Raw genomic sequence first — 26,931 nt, forward strand, 5'->3', positions numbered from 1 at the left:
GTCCGGGGGGTGCGGGGGGTCGTCCCCCCTCGGGCAATGCCGTACCCGGCGAAGCCGGTGCGGGGGCGCGGTCGCGGATCGACGCGGCGTTCCGGCTGCTCATGCAGGTGCGGATGCTGATGGCGGCGATCACGCTGCTCGTCCTGGCGGTGCGCGGGCTGACGGTCGCGACGTTCGTCATGGTGGCGTGCGTCGGGCTGCTGTCGTGGCTGGTCTCCCGGCAGGTGAACCGGATCGTCCGGCGGCTGCTCGACCATCCGCTGCTCGTCGCGCTCGACCTGTGCCTCGGGTTCGCGGTGCTGGCGGTGTGCGGGCCGTCCGGGCCGTTCTTCCTGTCCACGGTGGCGACCGCGGCGGCGGCGGGGCTGCTGTACCGGTGGCCGGGCATGCTGATCGTGTCCGTGGTGCAGATCGCCGGGTACTTCGTCACGTTCGCCGTCCCGCACGCCGACGTCGGCACGTTCGAGGCGCTGGCCGGCCAGCCCGCCTACTACCCGCTCGTCGGGTTCGCGGGCGTGGCGCTGCGGCGGCTGTTCGAGGAGCAGGCGGCGGTGGAGGACGCGCGGGTCGCCGCGGAGGGCATGGCGGCCGCCGCCGAGGAGCGCGCCCGGCTGGCCAGGGAGATGCACGACTCGCTCGCCAAGACGCTGCGCGGCGTCGCGCTCGCGGCGTCGGCGCTGCCCGCGTGGATCCGGACGGCGCCCGAGCGCGCCGAGCGGGAGGCGGCCCGGCTGGCGGACGCGGCCGAGACCGCGTCCCGCGAGGCGCGCGGCCTGCTGACCGATCTGCGCGACGCCACCGCCGCGGCGCCGCTGCCCGACGCGGTGCGGGCCGCCTGCGCGGCCTGGTCCGCGCGGACGGGCGTGGACGTCCAGGCGGACGTCGCCGGCGACGCCGGGCTCCCGCAGCGCGCCCGGCACGAGGTGCTCGCCATCCTCGGCGAGGCGCTCGCCAACGTGGAGCGGCACGCGGGCGCCGCGCACGTGACCGTCCGGCTCGCGCGGGCGGCGGGAGACGTCGTCCTGACGGTGCGCGACGACGGGCGCGGGTTCCGCACGGCGGCGCTGGACGACTACGCGCGCGCCGGCAGCTACGGCCTGGTCGGCCTGTACGAGCGCGCCGAGCGGGCGGGCGGCACCGCGCTCGTCCGCTCCGAACCCGGCGAGGGCACCACCCTGCTCGTTCGGGTCGCGGCCGAGCCGGCCGGACGCGGCGGCGCGGACATGCCGGCGGAGGTGGGCTGAGTGGGCGCGACGCGTGTCCTCGTCGCCGATGACAACGTGGTCGTCCGGTCCGGTCTGGTGTCGCTGCTGGAGGCGCACGGCATCGAGGTCGTCGGGGAGGCGGGCGACGGGCGGCGGGCCGTGGAGCTCACCGCCCGGCTGCGCCCCGATCTGGTGCTGCTGGACGTGCGGATGCCGCTCATGGACGGCGTCGCCGCCGCGGCGGAGATCAGCCCGCTCGCCCCGGTGCTCATGCTGACCTACACCGACGACCCCGGCACCGTGCGGGCCGCGCTCGGCAAGGGCGCGACGGGCTATCTCGTGCACGGCGCGTTCACCGCGGACGAGTTGATCGCCGCCGTGCACAACGCCGCCGGCGGCGCGCACCCGCTGTCGCCCGCGGCGGTGTCCGCGCTGGTGGGAGCCGTCCGGGAGGCGTCCGAGCCGGCGGCTCCCGGGTCCCGGACGCCGCCGGACGCCCCGCACGGCGGGTTCGGCCTGTCGGCGCGGGAGGCCGAGGTGATGCGGCTCATCGTGCGGGGCGCGTCGAACGGCGAGATCGCGGGACGGCTGTTCCTGGCGGAGAAGACGGTGAAGAACCACGTCAACCGTATCTACGCCAAGCTCGGCGTCACCTCCCGCGGCGCCGCGATCGCCCGCTGGATCGGTACGTCCGGCGACCTGTGACGTCCGGCGGGCACCGGCCCCCTGGGCCCACGGGACCGGGTCCGCAATTGGGACGGCGGGCCCTGGGAATGGCGCGGCCGGCTCAATATTTTTGTGGCCGTATGACGACGAGGGTCCACATCCCGATCCCAGGGAATGCCCGCCGGAAAGGACCGCGATGATTTCGCCCGCGATGCGGAAAGAGCTCTTGGACGACCGGGGAGCCGACATCTTCGAGTGGGCCGGAATGCTCATCCTGGTGGCCGCCGTCATCGCCGGGCTCTACGGCCTCGGCATCGTCGACACCACCACCGGCGGGGTCGACAAGGCGATGAGCGGCGTCTTCAAGGGCGACGCCGGTGGTGGTGGCGGGGGCGACGGAGGCGGCCACGACTCCTGCCAGGTCGCCAAGCACGTCGACCTCTGTCCCTGGTGAGGGCGCGGCCGTGACCGCCCCTTCGGTGCCACAGAATTCAGGAGGTTCATCATGAACGCGCTGCTTCCCGCCTACGTGCGGTCGCGGTCGTCGATCCAGGCCGCCGGTGAGCGGGCCGTGCTCTTCTTCCGGGGCCGCGTCGAACGGCTCAAGAACCCCGACGACCGCGGGGCCGACATTTTCGAGTGGGCCGGGATGCTGATCCTGGTCGCCGCGATCATCGCCGGGCTCTACAGCCTCGGGATCGTCGACACGGTCACCAAGGCGGTCGAGGACGCGCTCAAGCAGATCTTCGAGGGCGACCCGGGCGGCGAGGGCGGCGACTGATGGGCGGGGCCTGATGGGCGGTGCGGTCGCCGCGGGGGCGGCGGTCGCGGGGGCGGCGGCCGGCTGGGTGGCGGCACCGGTCGCGGCCGTCTACCGGGGCCCGCTCGCGCCGCGTGCCCGTGCCGGCATCGCCGTGCTGACCGGCGCGGTGCTCGCGGCGCTGGCGGCCCGGCTCGGCGCCCGCGCGGACCTCGTGGCGTTCGCCTACCTCGGCGTCGCGGGCGTCCTGCTCGCGGTGATCGACGCCGCCGTGAAGCGGCTGCCGAACGCCCTCACGCTGCCGTCCTACCCGATCGGGGTCGCGCTGCTGGCGGCGGCCGTCCCGGTCACCGCGCACGGCGCCGCCAGGCTCGCGCACGCGCTGGCCGGGATGGCGGTGCTGTGGGCGTTCTACTTCGTCCAGCACTTCCTGCTGCCGCACGCGATGGGCGGCGGCGACGTGAAACTGGCCGGTGTCCTCGGCCTTTACCTCGGTTGGCTCGGTGAGGCGGCATGGGTGACGGGCGTGGTCGCCGGTTTCCTCTACGGCGGCGTGTACAGCGTGACGTGGCTGCTCCTCGGCCGCGCCGAACGCAAGGACGAACTGCCCTACGGCCCGTTCATGCTGGCGGGCGCGCTGACGGGCGTGCTGTTCGGCGGCTGGTTCGCACGGTGAGCCGGGCGCGCGCGGGGGGCGACGACGGCGCCGCGACCACCATCCTGGTCGTCGGGATGGCGCTGTGCCTGCTCGCGGCCGTCCTGCTGTTCAGCCGCGTCGCGCAGGCCGGTGACATGCGCACCCGGGCGCAGCGCGGCGCCGACGCCGCGGCCCTCGGCGCGCTCGAACCGCTCCGGCTGCGGCTGGTGGAGATGGCGCTGTCCGGGACCCCGCCCGCGGGCCTCGGCGCCTGGCTGCTCGCCGACGACGCCCCGCAGAACGCGGCCGGACGCTACGCGCGCGACAACGGGACGCGCGTCGACGGCAAGGTGCATCTCACCGGCCTGGACGGGACGTACGCGAAGGTCAAGGCCGTCACCGCCGACTGCCAGCTCAAGAAGGACGGCGAGCTGACCGAGCAGGAGAAGGACGACCTGCGCCACGGCCGCCACCTGTGCACCGACAGCAGCGGCAAGAAGGGCATCGGACGGGTCGGGAACGCGGTCGCGGTTGCCCGGCTCGTCGTGCCCGACTGCACCTACGAGTTCTCCCCGGTCCCGCCGGGGGAGTCGGCGCCCGAGGAGCAGCCGACGGCCCCGGCCCGGCTGGTGTGCGACGGCGCCGTCGCATGGCCGGGCGGCGACGCGGCGGCCCTGAAGAAGAAGTTCAAACTCCGGCTCGTCGACAAGGAGAGCGACGTCGCCTACAACGGCTTCCCGTACCAGAACATCGGATACGGGGGCGGAATGCCACCGCCGGGCCCGCTGCCCGCCGGGACGCCGGAAATGATCCGCCGCGCCATCGCGTTCGCCGAGGCGCAGCTCGGCACCTGGTACCAGTGGGGCGGAACATGCACGTCCCCGAGCCGCGCCACCGCCACGATGGGGAACTGCGACTGCTCGTCCCTCGTGCAGATGGCCTATCGTGCCGCCGGGATCTCCATTCCCCGCGTCACCTATGACCAATGGCGATTCGGGCAGGGCATTCCGCCGGGCCAGGAAAAAGCGGGCGACCTGGTGTTCTTCCGTATGGGGCCGCGCGGCCCCGAACATGTCGGACTGGTGGTCGATCCCGCCGCCCACACGATGATCGAAGCCCCGCACACCGGCGCGACGGTCCGCTACAACACCTATACCAACGCCGTCGGTTTCCGCCGGCCGTACGCGGGATGAATGGGCCCGTGATTGGGCCTGCGGGCTCATTCCAAAATGGCTCGGCGGTGCGAATCTTCGGGACGTGTCCCCCTTCCAGCGCCGCCGCGGCGGTCCCGCCGACCGGGGCGCGTCCGTCCCGGAGTACGCCGGGATCCTGGCGCTCGTCGCGGCGCTCTGCGCGTCGCTCTTCGTCCTCGGCATCCCAGGTCGGACCAGTGACGCGGTCTGCCGGGCGCTGCACCGGATGCACCTCGGCGACGCCTGCGCGGGAGGCGGCGGGCGCGGCGGCCGGACCGACCCCGACGAGCCCACCACCGCGTGCACGACGGGCATCGAGACGAAGTACCTCGAAGAGACCGTGACGATTCCGGCCCGCATCAACGTGCGGACGAACAGCCGCGGTACCGTCCAGCTCACCCGCCGGGTCGGGCCGGACGGGAAATCGACCTGGGAGGTCACCGACTTCACCTGGGGTGAGGGGGCGGCCGCGAGCCCCGACCTCGACTTCGGATTCGGCAAGTTCGGCATCTGGGGCGGCGGGCAGTTCACCAACGGAACGGTGTACTCCTTCGACGGCGAGAAGGAGGCGAAGAAGTTCTTCGACGACCTCGTCGACCACCGCATCGGCAACACCGCGAAATTCGTCGTCCGCACCAACCCGGTCACCGGCGGTCTCTCCTGGCTGGTCGGCAAGGCCCCGTGGGTCGGCAAGTACTACGACCGCTGGATCGGCGGCAGTGAGCCCGAAAAGGAGCCGTCCGCCGATTACCAGGAGGGCGGCCCGACCGGGGGGTTCAAGGGCGAGTTGAACCTGTGGAAGGTGAAACTGCCGTTCAAGGCGCGCGGCTGGCTCATCGACGGCACCCGCACCGACCGCAAGACCGGGGAGCGCACCACCTACTACACGGAGAAGGGCGAGGCCGAGATCGGGCTTCTCGTCGACCTGGGCGACATCTGGAAGGCGCTGCCGAAGGGCACCCGCGAGCGCGCCGCCGCCGGGGCCGCCGACGCCCTGACCCTCGCGGTGAACGAGATCGGCAAGCGCGCCGGCGCCAAGGGCATCGAGCTGACCCCGGCCGAGACCGAGAAGATCAAGGGACAGATCCGGGTCGACCCCAACGTCGGCCTGAACGTCAAGCACCGCGGCCAGACCACCTGGGCCTACACCGAGGACAAGGACGGCAACCCGCTCGGCCTCACCAAGACCTCGAACTCCCAGAACGTCATCTACTTCCGTGCCGACGGGAAGGCGAAGGGGTCCCTCGAAGGCGACAAGGGCGAGCTGACCGCCGGAGGGCAGTGGATCCTCAGCTCCGAGCGCACCGTCACCGACAAGACCCTCGACTACTCCGACCCCCAGGACCGGCAGGCCATGGAGGACTACCAGCGGACCGGCGACGACGGCGCCCTCGACGACTACTTCGACGGCGGCGGCGGACGGATGTCCCGGCTGACCTACGACGTCACCGGCGACACGGGCAAGCTCGACGCCAAGGGCGAGACCGCGGGGAAGAGGAAGCTCGGCGGCCTGTTCGAGACCTCCAGCGAACACCAGGCCAACACCCTCACCGGGGCCCAGTACTACAAGCCGGGGGAGGGATGGGTGCCGTGGAAGCGCTGCCTCGGCTGACCGCCTGCGCGACCCTCGTCCTCGCCCTCGCCGGCTGCTCCGCGCACCACGACGACGCCCCGCCCGTCCCGGCGGGTTTCCGCGAGCACCGCGCCGACGCCTACGCGTTCGCCTACCCGTCCGGCTGGACGCTCCGCCCCGGCACCGAGGACGGCGGCGCGCCCGCCCTCGACGTCGACGGCCCCGAACTGCCGTCCGGCGTCGACGACGGCCAGATCCATCTGGGCCGCCGCGACCGCTACACCGGCACCCTCGACGGGCAGCTCGCCCAGTTCCGCGGGCTCGCCCTGCTGAACGGCTACCACCTCACCGCCGTCCGCCGGACCGGCCTCGACGGCGCCGGCGCCCGCCGCGTCGAGGCCCGCTACGAGATCACCTCGGCCGACGGGACCCGCACCCCCATGCACCTGACCGGCCTCTACGTCCTCACCGGGCGGCGGACGCTGCTCGAATTCATGATCCGTTCGCCCGATCGCGGTACCGCCGCCGCCCGGGTCCCCGCGATCCTCGGATCGTTCCGGCTGGAGGAAGGACGATGAGGCGCCGCATCACCGCCGTCGCCCTCGCGGCCGTCGCCGCATGGGCGGCGCTCCGCCTCCTCGACCTCGCTTCCCCCGGCCGGGCGGTGCCGCTGGTGGCCGGGCCCGCCCTGCTCCTGCTCGCGCCGCTCACCGTCGCCGCCGACCTCTCCGCCCGCCGCCGCACCCCCGCCCGCGCGACCGGGACCGTCCTGGCCTGCGAAGGCGAGGGCGTCGAGCCGTCCGGCTGGGAGTACACGCTGACCGTCCGCTTCACCTCGGCGGACGGCCGCGACCACGTCGTCACCGAGTCCGGCCGTCCCCGCCGCCGGCCGGCCGACCCGATGGCCGTCCGCTACGACCCCCGCGACCCCGCCCGCGCCCGCCTCGACCTCGGCACCGCGCCCGCCTGGACGTCCGCCGCCGCGCTGCTGCTCATCGGGGCCGTCGTCACCTGGTTCGCCGCCCGCTGAAGGAGACCCATGCCCGACCGCCGCCGCGTCGCCACGACGGTGCTGCTCGCCGCGTCCGCCGCCCTGGCCGTCCTCGTCGCGCTCGCCGTCGTCGTGGCCGCGGCCGCCTTCGCCGCACCGGACCTCGCCTCCTCGGACGCCTTCTACTGGACGTCCGCCGCCGCGGCCGTCCTCGTGCAGCTCCTCGTCGGCGCGCTCGCGGCCCGCCTCATCGGCCCCCGCCTGCGCCGCGCCGGCGTGTCCGGGCCCGTCGCCCTGCCGCTTCTGACGGTCCTGGGCCCGTCCGTCCCCGCCGTCCTGGCGAACGTCCGCCCCATCGAGCACGTCCCCGCGCCGCTCGGCGTGCTCGCCGCCCTCTGCGCCCTCGTCGCCGGAGCCCTTCTCGGCCTCCGCCGGCCGGCCCGCGCGAGCACCTCGCTGTACTGAATTAGGCCCCCGATTGGGCCTCGAGGCCCATGTGCCCCCACCGTCCCTCTCGTTTCAATGACGGCACCATGCCTCCTGAAGACGGTGCCGACCTCCCGCCTCTCCCGCTGGACCTCCCGGGCTTCTCCGCACCCGCGCAGAGCAGCCCTCCACCCCCGTCCACCGTCGAGCCACCGCCCGATGAACCGGCGCCCGCCGTCGAGCCGGGCCCGGCAGTGCCTGATGAAACGCCTGCTGCTCCGCCATCGCCGGACGCCCCGGCACCACCGGCCGCCCCCGAGGCTTCCCAACCGGTCGCCACGGCACAGCCCGCGCCCTTCGGCGTTGCGGCGCCGGACGAGATGCCCGCGTCCGTGCTGGTGGCCGGCGGCCCGCCCAGCCAGGCCGGGATGCTCGGCCCCGGAATCCCGCCCGACAAGCCTGTCGCGCCCGTGGTCGGAGGCGCGTCGCCTCCGGTGATCGGGGCGCCGGCCGGCGGTGGCCCAGGGTTCGCGGGGCCACGGGTCGTCCGGCAGGCGGGAGGGCATGGCGCGGGCGGGCGGAGGCGGCGGCCTCCGCTGGTGCTCGTCGTGGGGGTCGCGGCGTTGCTGGTGGTGGCGTTGCTGGCCGGGGTGCGGGCGCTCGCCGGCGGCGGTTGCGGGGGGCGGCTCGCGCTGAACGTGGCGGCCGACCCGGCGGTGGCGCCCGCGGTGACGGCGCTGGCCCGGCGGTTCAACGACGCGGACCACGAGGTGGACGGGCGCTGCGTCGAGGTGACCACGAACACGCTGCCCTCGTCGGCCATGGCGCTGGCGCTGGGCGGTGACCGGTCCGCCGCGCAGGCGCGCGCGGACGCCTACGTCCTGGACTCGTCGCTGTGGCTGGAGATCGCGGGCCGGACCGCCGAGCGGACGGGCACCGTGCCGCCGAGGCCGGTCGGCTCGGTCGCCAGTTCGCCGGTGGTGTTCGCGGTGGCGAGGGACGCGGCGCCGGGCGCGCTGTCGTGGCGCGCGATGGCGCCGGGCGGGAACGCGTCCCTGCGGCTGCCCGCGCCGGAGGAGAACGCGGCCGGCATGGTCGCGCTGCTGATGGCGAAGCAGGCGGCGGGGACGGGGGACAAGGCCATCGCCGGGTTCACCGGGATCCTGCAGTCCGCGCAGAGCGTGGACGGGTCCGCGCAGGGCGAGGCGGCGGCGTTCGACGGGCTGGTCCGGTTCGGCGGCGGGAGCACGCCGGTGCTGGCGGTGCCGGAGCAGGCGGTCTGGCGGCACGCGGCGGCGGGCGGCGCGCCCGTCCGGGCGGTGCTGCCGGCGGACGGGACCATGAGCCTGGACTTCCCGCTGGTCGCCGCGCCGGGGAGGAAGGCGGACGCGGCCCGGCGGTTCCTGGCGGACGTCCGGTCGCGGGCGGGCGCGGACGCGCTGGCGAAGGCGGGCCTGCGTCCGGCGGGCGGCGGTGCGGCGAAGGGCGTGTCGGCGGTGACGGGCGTCGCGGCGCTGCCGCGGACGCCGCCCGCGGCGCCGGGCGCGGTCAGCGAGGCGCTGGAGATGTGGCGGCGGATGCATCTCGGTACCCGCATGCTGACCGTGATCGACGTGTCGGGTTCGATGCTGGAGCAGGTGCAGGGGACGCGGCGGTCGCGGATGGCGGTGACCACGGGCGAGGTCGAGAAGGGGATGTCCCTCCTGCCGGACTCCGCCGACATGGGGCTGTGGGCGTTCTCCACCGGAATGGACGGCCGGCGCCCGTACAAGGAACTCGTCCCCGTCGGACGGCTCGGCGCGGCGGACGGAGGGCTCACGCATCGCGCCGCGATGCAGCAGGCGCTCGGCCGGATGCGGGCGAAGCCCGACGGGGACACCGGCCTGTACGACTCGGTGCTCGCCGCGTACCGCAACGTCAAGGCCGGCTACCGCGGCGACATGATCAATATCGTGCTGGTGCTGACCGACGGGAGGAACGACTTCGCGGGCGGCCTGTCGGAGCAGGCGCTGCTGTCGCAGCTGAAGGCGGAGTACGACGCGAGCCGTCCGGTGCAGGTCGTGGGCCTCGGGTTCGGGCCGGGCGTCGACCTCGGCGCGCTGCAGCGGATCGCGCAGGCCACCGGCGGTGCCGCGTACCAGATCCGCGACCCGCGGCAGATCCACGAGCTGTTCCAGCAGTCGGCCGCGCTGAAGATCTGCGACGACCCGCGCCAGTGCCCGGTCGGCTGACCGGCGGACAGGGCCCCCGTCGGCTGACCGGCGGGCAGGGGCCGCTCGGAGTCCGCGGGCGGGCCGATCGGGGTCCGCGCGCGGCCGGGGCGGGTTATCGTGCCCGGGACTCCCTCAGGGTGCCGGAACGGGCGAGGTGCGATGGTCGCGTTGGTGCTGCTCCCGGTCGGGCTCGCCGCCGGCCTCCTGCTGGCTCCGCTGGCGGCCCCGTTCACCGGCGGCGTCCCGTGGTCGCGGCGGCTGGCCATGGGGCTGGTCACCGCGGCCGTGTTCGGGGCGATCGGATGGCGGGCCGGGACGGGGGCCGCCCTCGCCGCGCTGCTGTACCTCGCCGCCGTCGGCACCCTGCTGGCCTTCGTCGACGTGCGGGTCCAGCGGCTGCCGGACCGGTTCACCCTGCCGTCCTACGGCGTCGTCGCGGCGCTGCTGGCCGTCGCCGTGCCCTTCACCGGCGACGGGCCGAGCCGGTTCGGGCACGCGCTCATCGGCATGGCGGCGGGGTTCGCGCTGTTCGCCGTCCAGGCGATCCTGGTCCCGTCCGGGGTCGGGTTCGGGGACGTCAAGCTGGCGGGCGTGCTCGGGCTGTGCCTCGGCTGGTTCGGGATGCGCGCCTGCGTGACCGGCCTGCTGGTGACGTACCTGGTCGGCGGCACCATCGCCGTCGGGGTGATGATCGTCCGCCGGACCCGCAAGGGCGAGTTCCCGTTCGGCCCCCCGATGCTCGCCGGGACGCTCGTGGCGGTGCTGTGGGCCGCCGGGTGAGCCGGCGGGCGCCGGTCACGCGCAGGGGTTCTGCTGCCCGGCCTTGACGCCCCCCTTGATCTTGTTGATGGCGGCCGGGGCGACGCGGACTCCCTTCGTGCCGACGACGAGCCGGACGCCGCCGCCCGGCGCGGAGCCGTCCGCGGTGAGCAGCGCGTCGGGCACGTCGCCGGCCAGCGCCGACGCCTGGGCCTCGGCGGACGGGTTGTAGACGAGGCGGCTGTCGGCGGCGGGCGCGGCCTTCTCCGTCTTCGCGGCGACCTTGAAGCCGCGCTCGCGGAGCCGCCGGACGACGCGCGCGACGGCCGCCTTCTTGGCGCCCGCCGCGACCACGGTGACCTCGACCTTGCCCGGGGACAGCGGCGCCTGCCCGGCCGGGGCGGGCTTCGCCGGTTCGGCGGGCAGGTCGTTGTCGTGCCGGATCGCGTCGAACATCGGCCGGGCCTGCGCGGCGTTCCACTGGACGCGGTTGGGGTCCGGGGCGTAGCCCTCGACCGGGACCGTGACGAACCGGACCTTCCCGGCGTCCATTCCCTTGAGCCCGTCCGCGAGCTTCTTCATGGTGGCCAGGTCGAGGCCGTCGTCGGTCGTCATCGACTTCGTCGCGGCCTTGAGGAACTTGTAGGTCTTCGCCGGGTCGGTGAGCACCGAGCCGCTGGTGGCCTTGTCGACGACCGCGGCCATGAACTTCTGCTGCCGCTGGATGCGCTCGAGGTCGGAGCCGTTGCCGAGGGAGTAGCGGGCCCGCACGTAGCCGAGGGCCTGCGTCCCCTTGACGGTCTGCTTTCCGGCCTTGAGGTGCAGCTCCGCGCGCGGGTCGTCGACGGGCTTGTCGACGCAGATCTGGACGCCGCCGAGCGCGTCCACCATCCGCTTGAAGCCGGAGAAGTCGATCTGCACGAAGTGGTCGATGTGGATGCCGGTGAGGCCCTCCAGCGTCTTCCACGTGCAGGTGGGCCCGGCCAGGGCGAACGCCGAGTTCAGCATGCCGAACTGGGCGGGGACGGTGCCGCCGCCGTCCTTCTCGCAGGCGGGGATCTTCACCATCGAGTCGCGGGGGAAGCTGATGCCGACCGCCTGGTCGCGGTTGGGCGACAGGTGCAGCAGGATCGCGGTGTCCGAGCGGGCGCCGGTCACGCCGTCGGCGGCGTACTGGGCGTTGTCGCCCGCGCGGGTGTCGGATCCGAGCAGCAGGACGTTGAGCGACTTGTTGAGCTTCTTCGGCCGGTCCGTGCCGAGCTTCCCGCCGACGTGCTTCTGGTCGATGCCGCCGACGATGTCGTGGTAGAGCCAGGCCGCGCCGGCGCCGCCGACCACGACCACCGCCGCCGTGCCGATCGCGGCCCAGCGCAGGAACCGGCGGCGGCGCGCGTGCGCCGCGACGGCGCGGCCGGGCGCGGCGCCGTCCTCGGGGTTCGGGGAGGCGTCGGTTCCGTGGGCGGCGGTGTCCCCCGCGAGGTCGTCGCGGCCGGGGTCGTTGTCGCTCATTCGTCCAGTTTCGGGCTGGCCCGGTGGGGGGCGCGTGGTCTGGGAGGGTCCGTCAGTCTAGAGAGGGGCGGGAGGCTCGTACATTCTCTTGTTTGATGCGCGATACGCCCGATCTGTTGACATCGGCGGCCGGAATGTGGCCCGGATCCCTTGTGCCGGGCTTTTCCGTACGATCGGTCCCGTGGACGACGGGTGGGTGATCGGCGGCCGGTTCGCCGTGCTCGACCGGATCGGGGCGGGCGGGACGAGCCGGGTCTGGCGCGCCTACGACCGCGCGGAGGGGCGGTACTGCGCGGCGAAGCTCGTCCGGCGGCGGGGCCGGACGTCGGTGCTGCGGGCGGTCCGCGAGCAGGCGCTGCGGCTGGCGCATCCGCACGTGGTCACCCCGTACGCGTCGTGCATGGCCGGCGAGGACGTGCTGCTGGCGATGGAGCTGGTGAGCGGCGGGTCGCTGGAGACGCTCCTCGGCGACTACGGGCGGCTGCCGCCGGCGTACGCGGCCGAGGTGCTGGACCAGGTGCTGGCCGCGCTCGGCCGCATCCACGCGGAGGGGATCGTGCACCGGGACGTGAAGCCGGCGAACCTGCTGCTGGAGCCGAGCCCGGTCGGCGCCCCGCACGTCCGGCTCGCCGACTTCGGGATCGCGCTCGGCGACGACGGCGTCCGGTTCACCACGACCGGCTTCACCGTCGGCACGCCGGGCTACCTGGCGCCCGAGGTGCTCGACTGGAACCGGCCGGGCCCCCGTCAGGACCTGTACGCGGCGGGCATGGTCGGCTGGCGGATGCTCACCGGGGCGGGCGACCCGGAGCCGCACCAGCGGATCGGCGCGGCGCCCGCCGGCGTGCCGCCGATGCTGTGGACCGTGCTGCGCCACCTGTGCGACCCCGATCCCGAGCGCCGCTTCGTGGACGCCGCCGCCGCGCGCCGTGCCCTCGCCCCGCACCGCCCGGACCTGCGGTTCCCCGCCCTCACCCTCGACGGGGAACCGCTGCAGATCTTCGACCAGCTCGGCCCGCCCCCGCCCCATGCGCGCTGACCTCCGACCCGGCGCGCACCGGCCTCGACACCCGCCCGCAGTGCCGGGCGCGGGGTCAGGTCGTGCTGTAGGCGATCTCGACGCGGCGGTTCTTGGCGCGGCCTTCCGGGTCGTCCTTGCCGCCCTGCTCGTTGGGTGCGACCGGCTTGGTCTCGCCGTAGCCCTTGGCCTCGATCCGCGGGTCCGCTCCGCTCAGGATGTTCCGCAGTTCGGCCTTGACCGCGTCGGCGCGCCGCTCGGAGAGCGCCAGGTTGTAGCCGGGGTCGCCGACGGAGTCGGAATGGCCGGACACCTGGACGGTGCCGCGGGCCTGCCGGAGGCGCGGGGCCAGGGCGGCGATGCGGCGCCGCGCGGCGTCGGTGAGCGTCGCCTTGCCGAAGTCGAACAGGACGTCCGCCGAGATGCTGACGGTCACCCGCCCGCCGTCGGTCTGCTCCTGCTCCAGGGGGAGGACAGCCTGGCCGAGGTCAATGCCGTGGACGGCGGAGCCGGCGTCGATGGACAGCACGCTCGCCTTCAGGTTCGCGTCCGGCACGCTCGGCTCGGCCGAGGCCGTGGCCGCCGCCGCGGTCAGGACGGCGAGCGCCGCGCCCAGCGCGCCCGCGATGACGGCCGTCCCGCGCGTCCGGCTCATCGCGCGACCGGGATGTCGCGGAACGTGGGCCAGGACCCGATCTGCACGTCGATGGACTTCACGTTCTCGGGCGGGGCGGCGAACGTGTAGTAGAAGGGTGTGGCCTGGTCGTTCGTCATGTTGGTGAAGATGTCGTCCGTCTGGAGCTCCTTGCCGCCGGTGTCCTTCACGACGACGTACCTCTTGAGGTTCACCGGGTCGATGAGGGACGTGCCGAGGCCGTGCTCGCCGTTGAGGCGGTAGGCGTTGATGCGTTGGGCGCCGGGGACGTGCGGGGTGAACTGGGCGGTGAGCGTGGCCAGCCGGCCCTTCACGCGCAGGCCCATGATGGCGATGTCGACCTTGGCGCCCGGGGCCTGCGGGCTGTCGAAGGTGCCTTTGACCACGGGCTTGGCGGCGTTGTCGAAGCTCGCCGCGCCCGCCGCGCCCACCGCGCCCTTGGCGGTCCCGCCGGCCGGGGACGGGTCGGAGTCGTCGCCGAGCAGGGAGCAGCCGGCCAGGCCGCCGGCGAGCAGGAGCGCGGCCGCAGCCGTCGCGGCCGGGCGGTGTGACGGGCGCATGTGCGTTCCCTTTCGTTCGTCGCATGTGCAAAGACCGAAGGTCATGGCATCATGAAGAGCAGGATTCTGGTGTTGCGTCCGTGAATCTATTGTTTGCAAGTGTGAAGAGTCAAGGGGGGCGGGCAGTGGGCGTCGCCGCGGAGACGGTCGTCCGGAACCGGGCGCTGCAGGCCGAGTGGTACGGCGAGCCGCTGGGGGAGCGGATCCGCCGGCTGCTGGACCGGCTCGGCCTCTCGCAGTCGGGGCTCGCCGGCGTGCTCGGGCTGTCGGCGCCGATGCTGTCCCAGCTGATGTCGGCGCAGCGCGCCAAGATCAGCAACCCGGCCGTCCTGCACCGGCTGCTGGCCGTCGAGGAGCTCGCCGCCGACCCCGGCTTCGAGGCGATGGCGGCGGGCGAGGTCGAGGAGCGACTGCGGGAGATCGGCGCGGAGGCGGCCGCGACGACCGCGGGGCTGCGCGCCGCCACGTCCGGCCGGATCGCGGTCGGGGGAGCGTCCGGCGAACGGGCGGCCGGCGGCGCCGCGCGGCGGGCGGCTGATGGCGCGCCGGTGCCCCCGGAGGCGGCGGCGCGGCTCGTCCAGGCGCTGCTGCGCGAGGTCGCCTCCGCCGCCGAGATCGAGGCGGCCGCCGCGCTCATCGGCGACCGGTTCCCCGAACTCGCGGACCTGCTCCGCGTGTACGGCAACGGGCGCACGGGCGAGGCCGCCGCCCACTACGCGCGGACCACCGGGAGCGCCCGCGGCTACTGAGCGCGTTCGCGGTCGCCGCCGCCGTGGGGCGCCGCGGAGGCGGGTCGGTCATGCCGTGGCGCGCTCGTCTCCATTCCGCTGGGCCATAACAACTGGTTATGGGAAGCGGGCGGTGCGGTACCGCCATTCGGGGGCCAAAGTCTGTGGTCAGGGTCACATGCGGGTCTGGCTGTTATGTATGTCACAGCTCCCGGCGGGTGGCGTAGGGTCGCTTCGCTGGAAGCGCACACGAGGCGTCACCGCGCGCATGCGGGACGCGTCTCAGGCCGGGCGCGACGGCCGCATGGTGCGCTCAGAACGTGGTCCGGGGACACGACGACCCGAGCTCAGGAGAGCGATCGATGAGCACTATGGAGGCGCCGGCCAAGTCGCGCGCCCAGATCAAGGAACGCACGCTCCGCAGGGACAACTGGCGCCTGTATCCGATCACGACGTTCGTGATCTTCACCGCGTGGGTGGTGTACGCGACCGTCAGGGCCTTCTGGGGCTCGGCGTTCTACGTCCCCCAGTACCACTACCTGACGCCGTTCTACTCCCCCTGCCTGAACGACATCTGCAACAACGTCACCGTCGACGGCCACACCGGCGACGCCGCGGAGTTCGGCACGTTCCTGCCGTCCGCCACCCGGGGCTGGATCCCGTTCGCCATCATCACGCTGCCGTTCCTGCTGCTGTTCCGGCTGACCTGCTACTACTACCGCAAGGCCTACTACCGCTCGTTCTGGGCGGCGCCGCAGGCCTGCGCGGTGCGCGAGCCGCACGGCAAGTACACCGGCGAGCGCCGCTTCCCCCTCATCGGCCAGAACCTGCACCGCTACTTCTGGATGGCCGCGTTCCTCATCTCCGTCGTCAACACCTGGGACGCGGTCCGCGCCTTCCACGGCAAGGACGGCGGGTTCGGCATCGGGCTCGGCACGATCATCCTGGTCGCCAACGTGGTCCTGCTGTGGCTGTACACGCTGTCGTGCCACTCGTGCCGGCACATCGTGGGCGGGCGGCTGAAGAACTTCTCCAAGCACCCCTTCCGGTACCGCATGTGGGGCTGGGTCTCCAAGATCAACCAGAACCACGGGACCTACGCCCTGATCACGCTCGGCTCGCTGGTGGTGGCCGACGCGTACGTCGCGCTGGTGGCCGGCGGCTCCTTCTCCGACCCCCGCATCTTCAACTGAGGCCAAAGGATCATGACTGAGATCGAGAGGCACTCCTACGACGTCGTGGTGATCGGTGCCGGCGGCGCCGGGCTGCGGGCGGCGATCGAGGCCCGCCTCCAGGGCAAGAAGACCGCGATCATCTCCAAGTCGCTGTTCGGCAAGGCGCACACGGTGATGGCGGAGGGCGGCGCCGCCGCCGCGATGGGGAACGCCAACCCCAACGACAACTGGATGGTGCACTTCCGCGACACCATGCGCGGCGGCAAGTTCATGAACAGCTGGCGGATGGCCGAGCTGCACGCCAAGGAGGCGCCCGAGCGCATCTGGGAGCTGGAGCACTGGGGCGCGCTGTTCGACCGCACCAAGGAAGGCAAGATCAGCCAGCGCAACTTCGGCGGGCACGAGTACCCGCGGCTGGCGCACGTCGGCGACCGGACGGGCCTGGAGCTGATCCGCACCGCGCAGCAGAAGATCGTCGCGCTGCAGCAGGAGGACCACGCCGAGCACGGCGACTACGAGGCCCGGCTCAAGGTGTGGGCCGAGACGACCGTGACGCGGCTGCTCAAGGACGGCGACCGGATCTGCGGCGCGTTCGCCTACGTCCGCGAGACCGGCAAGTTCGTGGTGTTCGAGGCGCCCGCGGTGGTGCTGGCGACCGGCGGCATCGGCAAGGCGTTCAAGGTCACGTCGAACTCCTGGGAGTACACCGGCGACGGGCACTCGCTGGCGCTGCTGGCCGGCGCGACGCTGCTGAACATGGAGTTCGTCCAGTTCCACCCCACCGGGATGGTCTGGCCCCCGTCGGTGAAGGGCATCCTCGTCACCGAGTCGGTGCGCGGCGACCGCGGCGTCCTCAAGAACTCCGAGGGCAAGCGGTTCATGTTCGACTACGTCCCCGAGGTCTTCAAGAACCAGTACGCCACCACCGAGGAGGAGGGCGACCGCTGGTACGACGACCCCGACAACAACAAGCGGCCCCCGGAGCTGCTGCCGCGCGACGAGGTCGCGCGCGCGATCAACTCCGAGGTCAAGGCCGGCCGGGGATCGCCGCACGGCGGGGTGTTCCTCACCGTCGTCGACCGGATGCCGGGCGGCGCGGCGGAGATCGTCCGGCGGCTTCCCTCGATGCATCACCAGTTCAAGGAGCTGGCGGACGTCGACATCACCAAGGAGCCGATGGAGGTCGGGCCGACCTGCCACTACGTGATGGGCGGCGTCGAGGTCGACCCGGACACCGGCGCCGCGAAGGTGCCGGGGCTGTTCGCGGCCGGTGAGGTCTCGGGCGGCATGCACGGCTCGAACCGGCTCGGCGGCAACTCCCTGTCGGACCTGCTGGTCTTCGGCCGGCGGGCCGGGCTCGGCGCGTCGGAGTACGTGGACGGCCTGCCCGCGCGTCCCGGCGTCCCCGAGGCGGAGGTCGAGGCGGCGGTCACCGAGGCGCTCGCGCCGTTCGAGCGCGAGGGCGGCGAGAACCCCTACGCCGTCCACGCCGAGCTGCAGCAGACGATGAACGACCTGGTCGGCATCATCCGCAAGGAAGAGGAGCTGCAGCAGGCGATCGAGGCGCTCGGCAAGCTGCGCGAGCGGGTCGCCAACGTCAGCGTCGAGCCGGTCGCGGTGAACGACGGGCGCGGCTACCACCCGGGCTGGCACCTGTCGCTGGACCTGCGGAACATGTTGCTGGTGTCGGAGGCGGTCGCGAAGGCGGCGCTGGAGCGGCAGGAGAGCCGCGGCGGGCACACCCGCGACGACTACCCGCAGATGTCGGCGGAGTGGCGGAAGGTCAACCTGGTCTGCGGCCTGGCCGGCGATCCGTCGTCCCCGCACGTCGAGCTGAAGCGCCAGCCGATGCCGCCGATGCGCGAGGACCTGCTGGAACTGTTCGAGACCGACGAGCTGAAGAAGTACCTCACCGCCGAGGAGCTGCCGGCGGACGTGGCCGCCGCGGGCGCCGCCGAGGACGACGAGGAGGACGACCAGTGAGCTACGAGGCCAAGTTCCAGGTCTGGCGGGGCGACGACGGCGCGGGCGAGCTGACGGACTACACGGTCGAGGTGAACGAGGGCGAGGTCGTCCTCGACATCATCCACCGGCTGCAGGCGACGCAGGCGCCGGACCTGGCGGTCCGGTGGAACTGCAAGGCCGGCAAGTGCGGGTCGTGCTCGGCGGAGATCAACGGCATGCCGCGGCTGCTGTGCATGACGCGGATGTCCACCTTCACCGAGGACGAGACGATCACCGTCACCCCGATCCGGACGTTCCCGGTGATCCGCGACCTCGTCACGGACGTGTCGTTCAACTACGAGAAGGCGCGGGAGATCCCCTCGTTCGACCCGGGCGACGTGAAGCCGGGCGAGCTGCGGATGCAGCAGGAGGACGTCGAGCGCTCGCAGGAGTTCCGCAAGTGCATCGAGTGCTTCCTGTGCCAGAACGTCTGCCACGTGATCCGCGACCATGAGGAGAACAAGCCCGACTTCGCCGGGCCGCGCTTCCTCATGCGGATCGCCGAGCTGGAGATGCACCCGGCCGACCAGGCGGACCGGCGGGAGATCGCGGCGACGGACCACGGCCTCGGGTTCTGCAACATCACCAAGTGCTGCACCGAGGTGTGCCCCGAGCACATCAAGATCACCGACAACGCGCTGATCCCGATGAAGGAGCGGGTCGTCGGCCGCAAGTACGACCCGGTCGTGTGGCTCGGCACCAAGCTCGGCATCGTCAAGAAGGGGCAGGACACCCCGTCGGCGTAGCGGACGGGCCGCCGGACGGCGACGGCGGTACGGCGGGCGGCGACGGCGGTACGGCGGGCGGCGACGGCGGGCGGCGATGCCCCCGGACCGCCGCCCGCCGTACCGCCGTTCCCCATGAACGCCGTGCTCGCCGCCGGGAGCGCGGCTCCCCTGTCCGCCGTGCCCCCGCCCGAGCCGGGCGCCGGCGACCTCCCGGTCGCACACGCCGCGGTCAACCCTGGTGCCCGCGCGCCGCGGTGAATAGGGAAGAGTGCACATAACGCGTGACAAATTCGTGATTATCCCCCGGGGACCGGTGCCGCCGGGTTCCCCTTAGCGTGGTGGGCATGAGCGCCCTCGAACCGGGTTCGTTCCTCGCCGAACTCACCCCGGCGGAACGCGGCGACCTGGAATCCCGCGGTCGCGTCCGCGACTTCGCCCGGGGGGACGCGCTGTTCGTCGAGGGGGACCAGTCCAGCTGGGTGGCCGTCCTGCTGCGCGGGCGGGTGAAGGCGTTCTCCTACCGCGAGCACGGCGGCGAGGCGCTGCTCGCCGTGCGCGGCCCCGGCGCGCTGCTGGGGGAAGTCGCCGCGATCGACGGCCTGCCCCGCTCGGCCACCGTCTCCGCGCTGGAACCGGCGCAGGCGCTCGCCGTCACCTCCGACGAGTTCATGGCGTTCCTCCAGGCGCACGGGCGCGTCTCGATCATCATCATGCGGATGCTGTGCCAGCGCTGGCGCGACGCGGACCGCAAGCGCGTCGAGTTCGGCATGTTCGACGCGACCGGGCGGGTGGCGCAGCGCCTCGTCGAGCTGGCGGAACGGTTCGGGCAGCCCTACGAGGGCCGCGCGGGCGCGCCGGGCCGCGCTGGCGGGCAGAGTGTCCGGATCACGCTGAACCTGTCGCAGGAGGAGCTCGCCGGCTGGGTCGGCGCGTCGCGCGAGGCCGTCAGCAAGGCGCTGCGGACGCTGCGCCGGCACGGCTGGATCGAGACGGGCCGGCGCCGGCTCATCGTGCACGACCTCCAGGCCCTCCGCCGCCACGCCCGCTAACGGTCAAGGCGGTCGCGGGCGGCCCCAGGGCGGGCCCGTACCCTGTGCAGGATGCAGTTACAGCAGCTCGCCTACTTCGTCGCGGTCGCGGAGGTGCGCCACTTCACGCAGGCCGCGGAGCTCCTGCGCGTGGCGCAGCCGTCGCTGTCCAAGCAGATCCGCGCGCTGGAGACCGAGCTGAACGCGCCGCTGTTCAGCCGCGCCCGGGGGAACATCACCCTGACGCCCGCGGGGGAGGCGCTGCTGCCGCTCGCCAAGCGGATCCTCGCCGACGTCGACACGGCGCGGCTGGAGGTGCAGGAGCTGACCGGGCTGCGCCGGGGACGCGTCCGGCTGGGCGCCACGCCGTCGCTGTGCGCGGGACTCCTCGCGGACGTCCTGCGCCGCTTCCATGACGCCTACCCCGGCATCCAGCTGCTGGTGGAGGAGGGCGGCTCGCGCGACCTGGTCAAGGAGCTGACCCGCGGTTCGCTCGACCTCGCCCTGGTCATCCTGCCGCTGCACGGCGACCCGCCGCTGGACACCGCGCCGATCCTGCGCGAGTACCTGGTGGTGGCCTCCCCGGCGGGCGCGGACGAGGGCGGCTCCCGGACGGCCATGCCGCGCCGCTCCTACCTGCGCATCGAGGACCTGCGGAACCGCCCGCTCGTCATGTTCCGCTCCGGGTACGACCTGCGCGAGGCCACCATCAGCGCGTGCCGCGCCGCCGGCTTCGAGCCGCGGTTCGCCGTCGAGGGCGGCGAGATGGACGCCGTCCTGCGGTTCGTCGAGGCGGGCCTCGGGATCGCGGTCGTCCCCAGCATGGTCCTCGCGGGGCGGCCCGGCCTGCGCGGAACGCCGCTCGTCCTGCCCGACGAGGAGGCCCGGCGCGGCCACCACGGCCCCGGCCTGCTGCGCACGATCGCGCTGGCGCACCGCAAGGACGTCGACCTGACCCACGCGGCCCGCGCCTTCCAGGACCTGCTGATGACGTTCCTCCTGGAGGCGGGCGCCGCGCAGAGCCTCCCCGCCGGCGTCGAGTCCCTCCTCCACGCCTGACTCGGCGCGACTCATTCGAGGGTCGGGGCGGCGGTGGCGTTGTACGGTTGCGGGACGGACGGCGGTGGCGAGGGGAGGCCGGTGTGAGCGACCGCACCTCCCGGCAGCGCCGTTTGGTGATGCTGCTGGCGGGCTTCTTCGGCTTCGCCATGACGGCGACCCTGTCCGTCGTCCCGAACGCGGCGGCCGTCGAGATCGTCCGGATCGGGACGGCGGCGGCGTCGAGCGGGGCGGGCTCGCGGGGGCAGGCGTCCTCGCTCGCCCGGGACCGCCGTTCCGTGCCCGCCTGGCCGCGGTTCTCCGCGGCGGACGTCCAGCTGTGGTGGCGGCTCGGATTCGGCTCCGGGGAAACGCAGAGCCACCATTCCGTTCTGCCGTCGGCCGTTTCGGCCGCGGCACTTCAGTCGAGCCGGCTCAAGGCCGCGGCGGCGCGCGCATGGGTGCCGGCGTCCGTTCACACCTCCGCTATCGCGGTGCGGGGGCCTCCCTTCGGTACGGGTTTCTGACGCTCATCAGTCATCGGCCGCAGTAAGCCCTGCGGGCGCTGCGGCGTACCCGTATGGAGGCTCGTCATTTACCGTTCCGCCATGGGGCGGGCGCGTTATGCGCTCGCCCGGTTCACGCTGCCCGCACATCGACCGGACGCGGCGTGCTGACCGCGTTCGCCCGCGCGTTCCGGACCCCGGAACTGCGCCGGAAACTGCTGTTCACCCTCTTCGTCGTCCTCGTCTTCCGGCTGGGGCAGAACCTGCCGCTGCCGAACGTGGACGTGGCGGCGCTGAGGTCCGCCGCCGACGCCGCGAAGAAGGGCAACCAGCTCTACGGACTGCTCGACCTGTTCAGTGGCGGCGCGCTGCTGAAACTGTCGGTGTTCGCGCTCGGCATCTACCCCTACATCACCGCGAGCATCATCCTGCAGTTGCTGACGGTGGTGGTCCCGAAGCTGGAGGCGCTCAAGAAGGAGGGGCAGTCCGGCACCACGAAGATCACGCAGTACACCCGCTACCTGACGGTCGCGTTGGCGGTCCTGCAGGGCGCGAGCGTCGTCGCGATGACGTCCGCCGGGCAGCTGTTCCAGGGCTCGGACGGCATCCTGCGCGACGAGGGCGTCTTCCCGATCGCGACGATGGTCGTGTGCATGGTCGCCGGGACGGCCGTCACGATGTGGCTGGGCGAGCTCGTCACCGAGCGGGGCGTCGGCAACGGGATGTCGGTGCTTATCCTCACGCAGGTGGTGGCGGTGTTCCCCGGCCAGTTGTGGGCCATCTACCAGGCCAAGGGCGGGTTCGTCTTCGCCCTGGTGATCATCGTCGGGCTGGCCATCATGGCCGGGGTCGTCTTCGTCGAGCAGGCGCAGCGGCGCATTCCCGTGCAGTACGCCAAGCGAATGGTCGGACGCCGCGTCTACGGCGGCACCTCGACCTACATTCCGCTGAAGGTCAACCAGGCGGGGATCATTCCCGTCATCTTTGCCTCGTCCCTGCTCTACCTACCGGTGCTGGCCACTCGGCTGTGGCCGGACGTGAAATGGCTGCAGCGGATCCAGCCCTTTCTCGATCAGGCCGATCCGTGGCACATGGCCGCGTTCTTCGCGCTCATCGTGTTCTTCACCTACTTCTACGTGGCGATCACCTTCAACCCCACGGAGGTGGCGGGCAACATGCAGAAGTACGGCGGTTTCGTGCCCGGCATCCGGCCGGGACGCCCGACCGCCGAATACCTCGACCACGTCCTGACCCGCATCACCGCGCCCGGCTCGGTGTATCTGGGCCTCGTCGCCCTCGTTCCGATGGCGGCGCTGGCGCTCCTGGACGTCGGGAACCAGTTCCCGTTCGGCGGGACGACGATCCTCATCGCCGTCGGGGTCGCGCTCGACACCGTCAAGCAGATCGAGAGCCGTCTCCAGCAGCACAACTACGAAGGGTTCCTCCGCTGAAACGGCCTCGCCGCCGGGACGCGCCGTCCCGGCGGCGGGCCCGGCTCACCGCCGGTTCACAGGTGCGGGGTGAGGGCCGCGAGCAGCTGGCGCTTGGGCTTGGCGCCGACGATCTGGTGGACGGCCTCGCCGTTCTTGTAGAGGGTCAGGGTGGGGAAGCCGAGGACGCCGTACCGGCTCGCGATGTCGGGGTTCTCGTCGCCGTTGAGGGACGCGATGGTGAGGCGGTCGCCGAGTTCGGCGTCGAGCTGCTCAAGGATCGGCGCGATCATCTTGCACGGCGGGCACCAGTCGGCCCAGAAGTCGACCAGTACCGGGCCGGGGGCGTTGAGGACCCGCTCGTCGAAGGTCGCGCTGGTCACCGTGATCATCTGTCGCCTCCTGGGGGACGGTGCAGCCCGGGCAGGCCCGGGCGAGGTGGGCGGCCACGCCGGCGCGGCGCCGGACGAGGGCGGCGATCTCGGCGTCGATCTCGGCGAGCTTGCGGCGGTACACCGCGACCGGCTCGGGGCACGCGTCGCCGGTGGCGTGCCCGGCGCGCAGGCAGTCCACGAACGGGCGGGTGTCCTCCAGCGTGAAGCCCGCCGCCAGCAGCGACCGGATCTCCGTGACGAGCCGCAGGTCGGACTCGTCGTACTGGCGGTAGCCGTTGGCCGCGCGGCGCGCGGTGATCAGTCCCTGCTGCTCGTAGAAGCGCAGCGTGCGGGTGCTGACGCCGGCCCGTTCGGCCAGCTCGCCGATCAGCATCGGGGTCCTCCCTCGGTGGCCGTCAACGACCGTAAGCCTTGACGTGCGCGTCAAGGTCAAGCGGCGCGGGCTCGGGCCGGGCGTCGAAGGACTCCCGGGCGGCGAAGATGTCGGGCACGTGGGCGGCGGCCCAGTCCGCGATGGCGGCGGTGAGGCGGCCGGCCTCGGCGCCGAGTCCGGTCAGCGCGTACTCGACGCGCGGCGGGACGGTCGGGTAGACGGTGCGGCTGACGAGGCCGTCGCGTTCGAGGGCGCGCAGGGTCCGGGTGAGCATCTTCTGGGTGATCCCGTCGAGGGCGCGGCGCAGCTCGTTGAAGCGCATCGGCCCGCCGTTGCGGCGCAGGGCGGCCAGCACGTAGCCCGTCCACTTGTTGGCGAGGACCTCGACGACCGTGCGGGACGGGCAGTCGCGGCGGTAGGTCAGCGGCCAGCGCTCATCCGGGGTGGTATCCACAAGGAACCTGGATATCAACAAGGTGCCTTCTTCACAAGGGATACCTGCCTCGTCCAGCATGGACGCCGTGCGGTCGGGTGATCGCGGGGAGAGGGGCCGGAGATGCGTGCGGTGAGCCAGCGGACGTGGGGCGGGCCGGAGGTGCTGGAGGTCGTCGAGGTGCGGCGGCCGGAGGCCGGGCCGGGCGAGGTCCTGGTCCGGGTCACCGCGGCCGGGGTGAACCCGGCGGACTGGAAGATCCGTTCGGGGGCCGTGCGGAAGGGCGCGGAGCCGCCGCTCACCCTCGGGCTGGACGTGGCGGGCGTGGTCGAGGCGGTCGGCGACGGCGTGGTGGGGTTCCGGGTGGGGGACGGTGTCTTCGGCAGCACGTTCCCGCCGAACGGCGCGTACGCCGAGTTCGTCGCGGTCCCGCACGAGCGGCTCGCGCTCGTCCCGGTCGGGCTGGACTTCGTGCAGGCGGCGGCGCTGCCGACCGCCGCGCTGACGGCGTGGCAGCCGCTGGTCCGGGTCGCCGGCGTGGGCGAGGGGCAGCGGGTGCTCGTGCACGCGGCGGCCGGCGGGGTCGGGCATCTGGCCGTGCAGATCGCCAAGGCGCGCGGCGCGCACGTGATCGGGACGGCGCGGGCCGTCAAGCACGCGTTCCTCCGCGAGTTGGGCGCGGACGAGCTGGTCGATTACACGCGGGACGACTTCGCCGAGGTCGTCCGGGACGTCGACGTCGTCCTGGACCCGATCGCGGGCGACTACGGCCCCCGGTCGCTGCGGACGCTGAAGCCCGGCGGGCTGCTCATCGACGTGCGCGGCACCGGCCCTGACCGGACGGAGGTCCGCGCGCTGGCGGAGGAGCGGGGCCTGCGGTTCGTGCAGTTCGGGTTCATGCCGTCCGGCGCCGACCTGGCGGAGATCGCGGCGAGTGGCGTGCGGGCCGTGGTGGACGAGGTGCTGCCGCTGGAGGACGCGGCGAAGGCGCACGCGCTCAGCGAGACGGGACGGGTGGCAGGGAAGATCGTCCTCGCCCTGCGAGGTGAGATCGCCATGTGAGGCGGAGCCGCCCTGCGAGGTGGAGCCGCCGCACGAGGTGGAACAGCGCGGCGGGCACCGCGGCGGCCGTCAGGATCGCGGCGCCCGCGCGCTGGTCGTGCAGCGGGGCGGCGCCCCAGTGCCGTCCGAGCCCCTGGTACCAGCCGTCGCCGAGGACGGACCCGTCCAGCATCAGGACGATCCCGGCGACGACGAGCAGAACCGGCAGGACGGCCGGCACGCGTGCGCTGCCGAAGAACGCGAGCCCGATCGCGAGGAAGCACGCCATCGCCAGCGAGTGGAGCGCGTGGTTGGCCAGCGAAGCGCCGAACAGCGGGGACGCGTAGAACGCGTAGAGGCTCAGGAGGAAGAGCGCCGAGGAGGCGACCGGATGCGTAAGGATCCGCACGCCCCGGCTGTCCGCGACGGCGGCGAGCAGTGAACCGGTAGGCACGAGGCCCAGCGGACGCCCGTACAGAAGGAGTATGGGAGCGACCACCCCGACCAGTACGTGCTGCAAGGCGTGGGCGCTGAACAAGACCATGCTGTACCGGGCGACCCCACTGCCCATGGCGAAGAGCAGGACGCTCAACCCGGCAGCCCATGCGAGACCACGGCGCAGCGGCCAGCGCCCCACGCGCGCCACCCCGACCCCGTACAGGACGGCCCCGGCGAGCACGAGGACCAGGAACAGGGGGTCGAGCCACCAGCGCGTCATGTACGGGACGAACCCGGCGGGCCCGGGCAACGGGAAGCCGAGCCGCAGAGCCACCGCGTCGATGGTGCCCGGTGAGACCTCCGGCGGCGGGGTGCGCGCCAGGCCGGTCGCCAGCGCCATCGTCGCGGCCATCACCAGGATCTCGGCCGACGCGAGCCGGGTGAACGGCCGGGGAGTGGATGCCAGCGCAGGGATCGTGCTGCGGCGATGCCACCAGCCCATGGCGCCGAGGACGGTGAGCCCGACCGCCTTCGCCACCACCAGCGCCCCGTAGCGGGAGCCGAGGTGCAGGCCACCGAGCCGCACCCACGCGTTGACCGCGCCGCTCACGCCGACGACGGCGAACGAGACGAGCGCGAGCCCGCTGTAGCGCTCCACGACCTGCGGCAGCCGGTCGCGGATGTCGGGGGAGAGGGCGACGAGGACGACCAGCCCGCCGATCCACAGCGCCGCTCCCGCGATGTGCGCGGCGAGACTGTAGACGGCGAGGGCGTGGTGGGAACCGGTCGCGGCGTGGCCGGTGAACAGCGGAGGCAGCAGCCCGGCGAGCGCGCCGAGCAGCAGGTATCCGGCGATGCCGTCGGCGGCGCGCAGACGGGCCGCCCAGCAGAGCGCGGCGGCGGCGGCGAACACCAGCACCAGGGCCCGTCCCTGCGGCAGGTCGAACAGGAACGTCCGCAGCATGGCGCCGGTGATCCCGGCGACCCCGACGCCGAACAGGTCGGACACGGTGAACGCCGTGAGGGCGAGCGTGCACAGGGCCCACGCCATGGCGCTCAGCGAAGCCGCCGCCATGCACCGGCGCGCGACACCGGTCCCCGGGACGAGGACGGCCGCGGCGAGCAGCCACCCGGCCGTCACCGTGGACGCGAGGTTCGCGCCGAGCTTGGCGACCGCGAGGCCGGTCTTGGTCAGCGCGCCCGCCTCGGACAGTCCGGGCGCGGCGGCGGCGCCGAGCGACCCGCCGAGCCGCACCACCAGCGCCAGGACCAGCAGCGCCGTAGCGAGCGCCGCCGTCACGAGGATGGGCCGGTCGATTCCGGGCGCCTGCCGCGATCGCATTGCCACGGCGGGAGATACGCGTACACGGGGGCGGAGGGTTCAGCGATCACTAAAGTGTCCGCCATGCCCCCGCCTGGGGGAGATCGGGGCGGTACCCGCCGACCGGC

The 26,931-nt window shown here is 73.2% G+C and carries 29 protein-coding genes; 22 read left to right on the forward strand and 7 right to left on the reverse strand.

Translation table 11 applies throughout. The features are described from left to right. Positions 1-101: 101 nt before the first annotated feature. From ACA514_RS29060 to ACA514_RS29115, 12 genes are all read left to right on the forward strand, one after another. Positions 102-1,244 (forward strand): sensor histidine kinase, encoded by a 1,143-nt coding sequence (locus ACA514_RS29060; protein ID WP_375044429.1) that lies wholly within the window; start codon positions 102-104, stop codon positions 1,242-1,244. After that, entirely contained in the window at positions 1,245-1,910 is a 666-nt protein-coding gene (locus ACA514_RS29065) for a response regulator (protein WP_375044430.1), read from the forward strand. A gap of 187 nt (positions 1,911-2,097) precedes the next feature. Next, positions 2,098-2,325 carry a hypothetical protein gene (locus tag ACA514_RS29070; protein WP_375044431.1) on the forward strand — a complete coding sequence of 76 codons (228 nt, stop codon included), beginning with the start codon at positions 2,098-2,100 and terminating at the stop codon, positions 2,323-2,325. Between the two features lie 51 nt (positions 2,326-2,376). Next, positions 2,377-2,652, forward strand: a complete 276-nt coding sequence (locus tag ACA514_RS29075) for a hypothetical protein (RefSeq protein ID WP_375044432.1) — start codon at positions 2,377-2,379, stop codon at positions 2,650-2,652. 13 nt (positions 2,653-2,665) lie between these two features. Continuing rightward, positions 2,666-3,307: a prepilin peptidase gene (locus ACA514_RS29080; protein WP_375044433.1), complete on the forward strand. Its 642-nt coding sequence runs from the start codon at positions 2,666-2,668 to the stop codon at positions 3,305-3,307. Beyond that, positions 3,304-4,461 carry a C40 family peptidase gene (locus tag ACA514_RS29085; protein WP_375044434.1) on the forward strand — a complete coding sequence of 386 codons (1,158 nt, stop codon included), beginning with the start codon at positions 3,304-3,306 and terminating at the stop codon, positions 4,459-4,461. Before ACA514_RS29080 ends, ACA514_RS29085 begins: the two co-directional genes overlap by 4 nt. Before the next feature lie 64 nt (positions 4,462-4,525). Beyond that, the gene (locus ACA514_RS29090; RefSeq protein ID WP_375044435.1) at positions 4,526-6,073 is read left to right on the forward strand and encodes a hypothetical protein; all 1,548 of its coding nucleotides are present in this window, start codon (positions 4,526-4,528) and stop codon (positions 6,071-6,073) included. After that, complete coding sequence (locus tag ACA514_RS29095; RefSeq protein WP_375044436.1) at positions 6,052-6,612, forward strand: hypothetical protein; 561 nt, start codon at positions 6,052-6,054, stop codon at positions 6,610-6,612. The genes ACA514_RS29090 and ACA514_RS29095 overlap by 22 nt, the downstream gene beginning before the upstream one ends. Continuing rightward, positions 6,609-7,064, forward strand: a complete 456-nt coding sequence (locus ACA514_RS29100; RefSeq protein ID WP_375044437.1) for a DUF3592 domain-containing protein — start codon at positions 6,609-6,611, stop codon at positions 7,062-7,064. The genes ACA514_RS29095 and ACA514_RS29100 overlap by 4 nt, the downstream gene beginning before the upstream one ends. A gap of 9 nt (positions 7,065-7,073) precedes the next feature. Continuing rightward, a complete protein-coding gene (locus ACA514_RS29105; protein WP_375044438.1) occupies positions 7,074-7,490 on the forward strand; it encodes a hypothetical protein in 417 nt (138 codons plus the stop codon). A 560-nt stretch (positions 7,491-8,050) separates the two neighbouring features. Then, complete coding sequence (locus tag ACA514_RS29110; protein WP_375044439.1) at positions 8,051-9,682, forward strand: substrate-binding domain-containing protein; 1,632 nt, start codon at positions 8,051-8,053, stop codon at positions 9,680-9,682. Between the two features lie 141 nt (positions 9,683-9,823). After that, a complete protein-coding gene (locus ACA514_RS29115) occupies positions 9,824-10,444 on the forward strand; it encodes a prepilin peptidase (protein WP_375044440.1) in 621 nt (206 codons plus the stop codon). Between the two features lie 15 nt (positions 10,445-10,459). On the opposite strand, the gene ACA514_RS29120 is transcribed toward ACA514_RS29115, so the two are convergent. Beyond that, positions 10,460-11,932 carry an LCP family protein gene (locus ACA514_RS29120; RefSeq protein ID WP_375044441.1) on the reverse strand — a complete coding sequence of 491 codons (1,473 nt, stop codon included), beginning with the start codon at positions 11,930-11,932 and terminating at the stop codon, positions 10,460-10,462. Positions 11,933-12,113: 181 nt separating this feature from the next. Between ACA514_RS29120 and ACA514_RS29125 the strand changes: the two genes are divergently transcribed. Next, the gene (locus ACA514_RS29125) at positions 12,114-12,971 is read left to right on the forward strand and encodes a serine/threonine-protein kinase (protein ID WP_375044442.1); all 858 of its coding nucleotides are present in this window, start codon (positions 12,114-12,116) and stop codon (positions 12,969-12,971) included. A 55-nt stretch (positions 12,972-13,026) separates the two neighbouring features. On the opposite strand, the gene ACA514_RS29130 is transcribed toward ACA514_RS29125, so the two are convergent. Next, the gene (locus ACA514_RS29130; protein WP_375044443.1) at positions 13,027-13,605 is read right to left on the reverse strand and encodes an OmpA family protein; all 579 of its coding nucleotides are present in this window, start codon (positions 13,603-13,605) and stop codon (positions 13,027-13,029) included. Then, positions 13,602-14,165: a hypothetical protein gene (locus ACA514_RS29135; RefSeq protein ID WP_375044444.1), complete on the reverse strand. Its 564-nt coding sequence runs from the start codon at positions 14,163-14,165 to the stop codon at positions 13,602-13,604. The genes ACA514_RS29130 and ACA514_RS29135 overlap by 4 nt, the downstream gene beginning before the upstream one ends. 125 nt (positions 14,166-14,290) lie before the next feature. Between ACA514_RS29135 and ACA514_RS29140 the strand changes: the two genes are divergently transcribed. The 8 genes from ACA514_RS29140 (at position 14,291) to secY (ending at position 22,823) form a co-directional block, all read left to right on the forward strand. After that, positions 14,291-14,914, forward strand: a complete 624-nt coding sequence (locus tag ACA514_RS29140; protein ID WP_375044445.1) for a DNA-binding protein — start codon at positions 14,291-14,293, stop codon at positions 14,912-14,914. 341 nt (positions 14,915-15,255) lie between these two features. Beyond that, positions 15,256-16,086: a hypothetical protein gene (locus ACA514_RS29145; RefSeq protein ID WP_375044446.1), complete on the forward strand. Its 831-nt coding sequence runs from the start codon at positions 15,256-15,258 to the stop codon at positions 16,084-16,086. A 12-nt stretch (positions 16,087-16,098) separates the two neighbouring features. Beyond that, positions 16,099-18,051 carry a fumarate reductase/succinate dehydrogenase flavoprotein subunit gene (locus tag ACA514_RS29150; protein WP_375044447.1) on the forward strand — a complete coding sequence of 651 codons (1,953 nt, stop codon included), beginning with the start codon at positions 16,099-16,101 and terminating at the stop codon, positions 18,049-18,051. Beyond that, positions 18,048-18,818: a succinate dehydrogenase/fumarate reductase iron-sulfur subunit gene (locus ACA514_RS29155; RefSeq protein ID WP_375044448.1), complete on the forward strand. Its 771-nt coding sequence runs from the start codon at positions 18,048-18,050 to the stop codon at positions 18,816-18,818. The genes ACA514_RS29150 and ACA514_RS29155 overlap by 4 nt, the downstream gene beginning before the upstream one ends. A gap of 326 nt (positions 18,819-19,144) precedes the next feature. Continuing rightward, on the forward strand, positions 19,145-19,849 hold the full coding sequence (locus tag ACA514_RS29160) for a Crp/Fnr family transcriptional regulator (RefSeq protein ID WP_375044449.1): 705 nt from the start codon (positions 19,145-19,147) through the stop codon (positions 19,847-19,849). A gap of 51 nt (positions 19,850-19,900) precedes the next feature. Beyond that, positions 19,901-20,887 (forward strand): LysR family transcriptional regulator, encoded by a 987-nt coding sequence (locus ACA514_RS29165; RefSeq protein WP_375044450.1) that lies wholly within the window; start codon positions 19,901-19,903, stop codon positions 20,885-20,887. Between the two features lie 83 nt (positions 20,888-20,970). Continuing rightward, positions 20,971-21,393, forward strand: a complete 423-nt coding sequence (locus ACA514_RS29170) for a hypothetical protein (RefSeq protein ID WP_375044451.1) — start codon at positions 20,971-20,973, stop codon at positions 21,391-21,393. Between the two features lie 143 nt (positions 21,394-21,536). Beyond that, on the forward strand, positions 21,537-22,823 hold the full coding sequence (gene secY / locus ACA514_RS29175) for a preprotein translocase subunit SecY (protein WP_375044452.1): 1,287 nt from the start codon (positions 21,537-21,539) through the stop codon (positions 22,821-22,823). A 56-nt stretch (positions 22,824-22,879) separates the two neighbouring features. On the opposite strand, the gene trxA is transcribed toward secY, so the two are convergent. From trxA to ACA514_RS29190, 3 genes are read right to left on the reverse strand one after another with little or no spacing between them, the layout of a single operon-like run. Beyond that, positions 22,880-23,194, reverse strand: coding sequence for a thioredoxin (gene trxA, locus ACA514_RS29180; RefSeq protein WP_375044453.1), 315 nt, complete (start codon positions 23,192-23,194; stop codon positions 22,880-22,882). Then, positions 23,076-23,570, reverse strand: coding sequence for a MerR family transcriptional regulator (locus ACA514_RS29185; RefSeq protein ID WP_375044454.1), 495 nt, complete (start codon positions 23,568-23,570; stop codon positions 23,076-23,078). The genes trxA and ACA514_RS29185 overlap by 119 nt, the downstream gene beginning before the upstream one ends. 22 nt (positions 23,571-23,592) lie before the next feature. Beyond that, entirely contained in the window at positions 23,593-24,024 is a 432-nt protein-coding gene (locus ACA514_RS29190; protein WP_375044455.1) for a winged helix-turn-helix transcriptional regulator, read from the reverse strand. Between the two features lie 102 nt (positions 24,025-24,126). Here ACA514_RS29190 and ACA514_RS29195 point away from each other — a divergent pair, with 102 nt between their 5' ends. Then, positions 24,127-25,065: an NADP-dependent oxidoreductase gene (locus ACA514_RS29195; RefSeq protein WP_375044456.1), complete on the forward strand. Its 939-nt coding sequence runs from the start codon at positions 24,127-24,129 to the stop codon at positions 25,063-25,065. Here the strand turns inward: ACA514_RS29195 and ACA514_RS29200 are convergent. Beyond that, positions 25,001-26,824 (reverse strand): cytochrome c oxidase assembly protein, encoded by a 1,824-nt coding sequence (locus tag ACA514_RS29200; RefSeq protein WP_375044457.1) that lies wholly within the window; start codon positions 26,822-26,824, stop codon positions 25,001-25,003. The genes ACA514_RS29195 and ACA514_RS29200 overlap by 65 nt on opposite strands. Positions 26,825-26,931 lie beyond the last annotated feature (107 nt).

This window comes from Actinomadura sp. NTSP31 (genome assembly GCF_041951385.1).
GTDB lineage: Bacteria > Actinomycetota > Actinomycetes > Streptosporangiales > Streptosporangiaceae > Spirillospora > Spirillospora napierensis.

Coding starts and splice junctions, on each gene's coding strand:
- ACA514_RS29185 (WP_375044454.1), bottom strand. CDS start 23,570: ATGCTGATCGGCGAGCTGGCCGAACGGGCCGGCGTCAGCACCCGCACG.
- ACA514_RS29120 (WP_375044441.1), bottom strand. CDS start 11,932: ATGAGCGACAACGACCCCGGCCGCGACGACCTCGCGGGGGACACCGCC.
- ACA514_RS29100 (WP_375044437.1), top strand. CDS start 6,609: ATGAGGCGCCGCATCACCGCCGTCGCCCTCGCGGCCGTCGCCGCATGG.
- ACA514_RS29135 (WP_375044444.1), bottom strand. CDS start 14,165: ATGCGCCCGTCACACCGCCCGGCCGCGACGGCTGCGGCCGCGCTCCTG.
- ACA514_RS29115 (WP_375044440.1), top strand. CDS start 9,824: ATGGTCGCGTTGGTGCTGCTCCCGGTCGGGCTCGCCGCCGGCCTCCTG.
- ACA514_RS29105 (WP_375044438.1), top strand. CDS start 7,074: ATGCCCGACCGCCGCCGCGTCGCCACGACGGTGCTGCTCGCCGCGTCC.
- ACA514_RS29200 (WP_375044457.1), bottom strand. CDS start 26,824: ATGCGATCGCGGCAGGCGCCCGGAATCGACCGGCCCATCCTCGTGACG.
- ACA514_RS29160 (WP_375044449.1), top strand. CDS start 19,145: ATGAGCGCCCTCGAACCGGGTTCGTTCCTCGCCGAACTCACCCCGGCG.
- ACA514_RS29150 (WP_375044447.1), top strand. CDS start 16,099: ATGACTGAGATCGAGAGGCACTCCTACGACGTCGTGGTGATCGGTGCC.
- trxA (WP_375044453.1), bottom strand. CDS start 23,194: ATGATCACGGTGACCAGCGCGACCTTCGACGAGCGGGTCCTCAACGCC.
- ACA514_RS29130 (WP_375044443.1), bottom strand. CDS start 13,605: ATGAGCCGGACGCGCGGGACGGCCGTCATCGCGGGCGCGCTGGGCGCG.
- ACA514_RS29075 (WP_375044432.1), top strand. CDS start 2,377: ATGAACGCGCTGCTTCCCGCCTACGTGCGGTCGCGGTCGTCGATCCAG.
- ACA514_RS29165 (WP_375044450.1), top strand. CDS start 19,901: ATGCAGTTACAGCAGCTCGCCTACTTCGTCGCGGTCGCGGAGGTGCGC.
- ACA514_RS29145 (WP_375044446.1), top strand. CDS start 15,256: ATGAGCACTATGGAGGCGCCGGCCAAGTCGCGCGCCCAGATCAAGGAA.
- ACA514_RS29060 (WP_375044429.1), top strand. CDS start 102: ATGCAGGTGCGGATGCTGATGGCGGCGATCACGCTGCTCGTCCTGGCG.
- ACA514_RS29195 (WP_375044456.1), top strand. CDS start 24,127: ATGCGTGCGGTGAGCCAGCGGACGTGGGGCGGGCCGGAGGTGCTGGAG.
- ACA514_RS29080 (WP_375044433.1), top strand. CDS start 2,666: ATGGGCGGTGCGGTCGCCGCGGGGGCGGCGGTCGCGGGGGCGGCGGCC.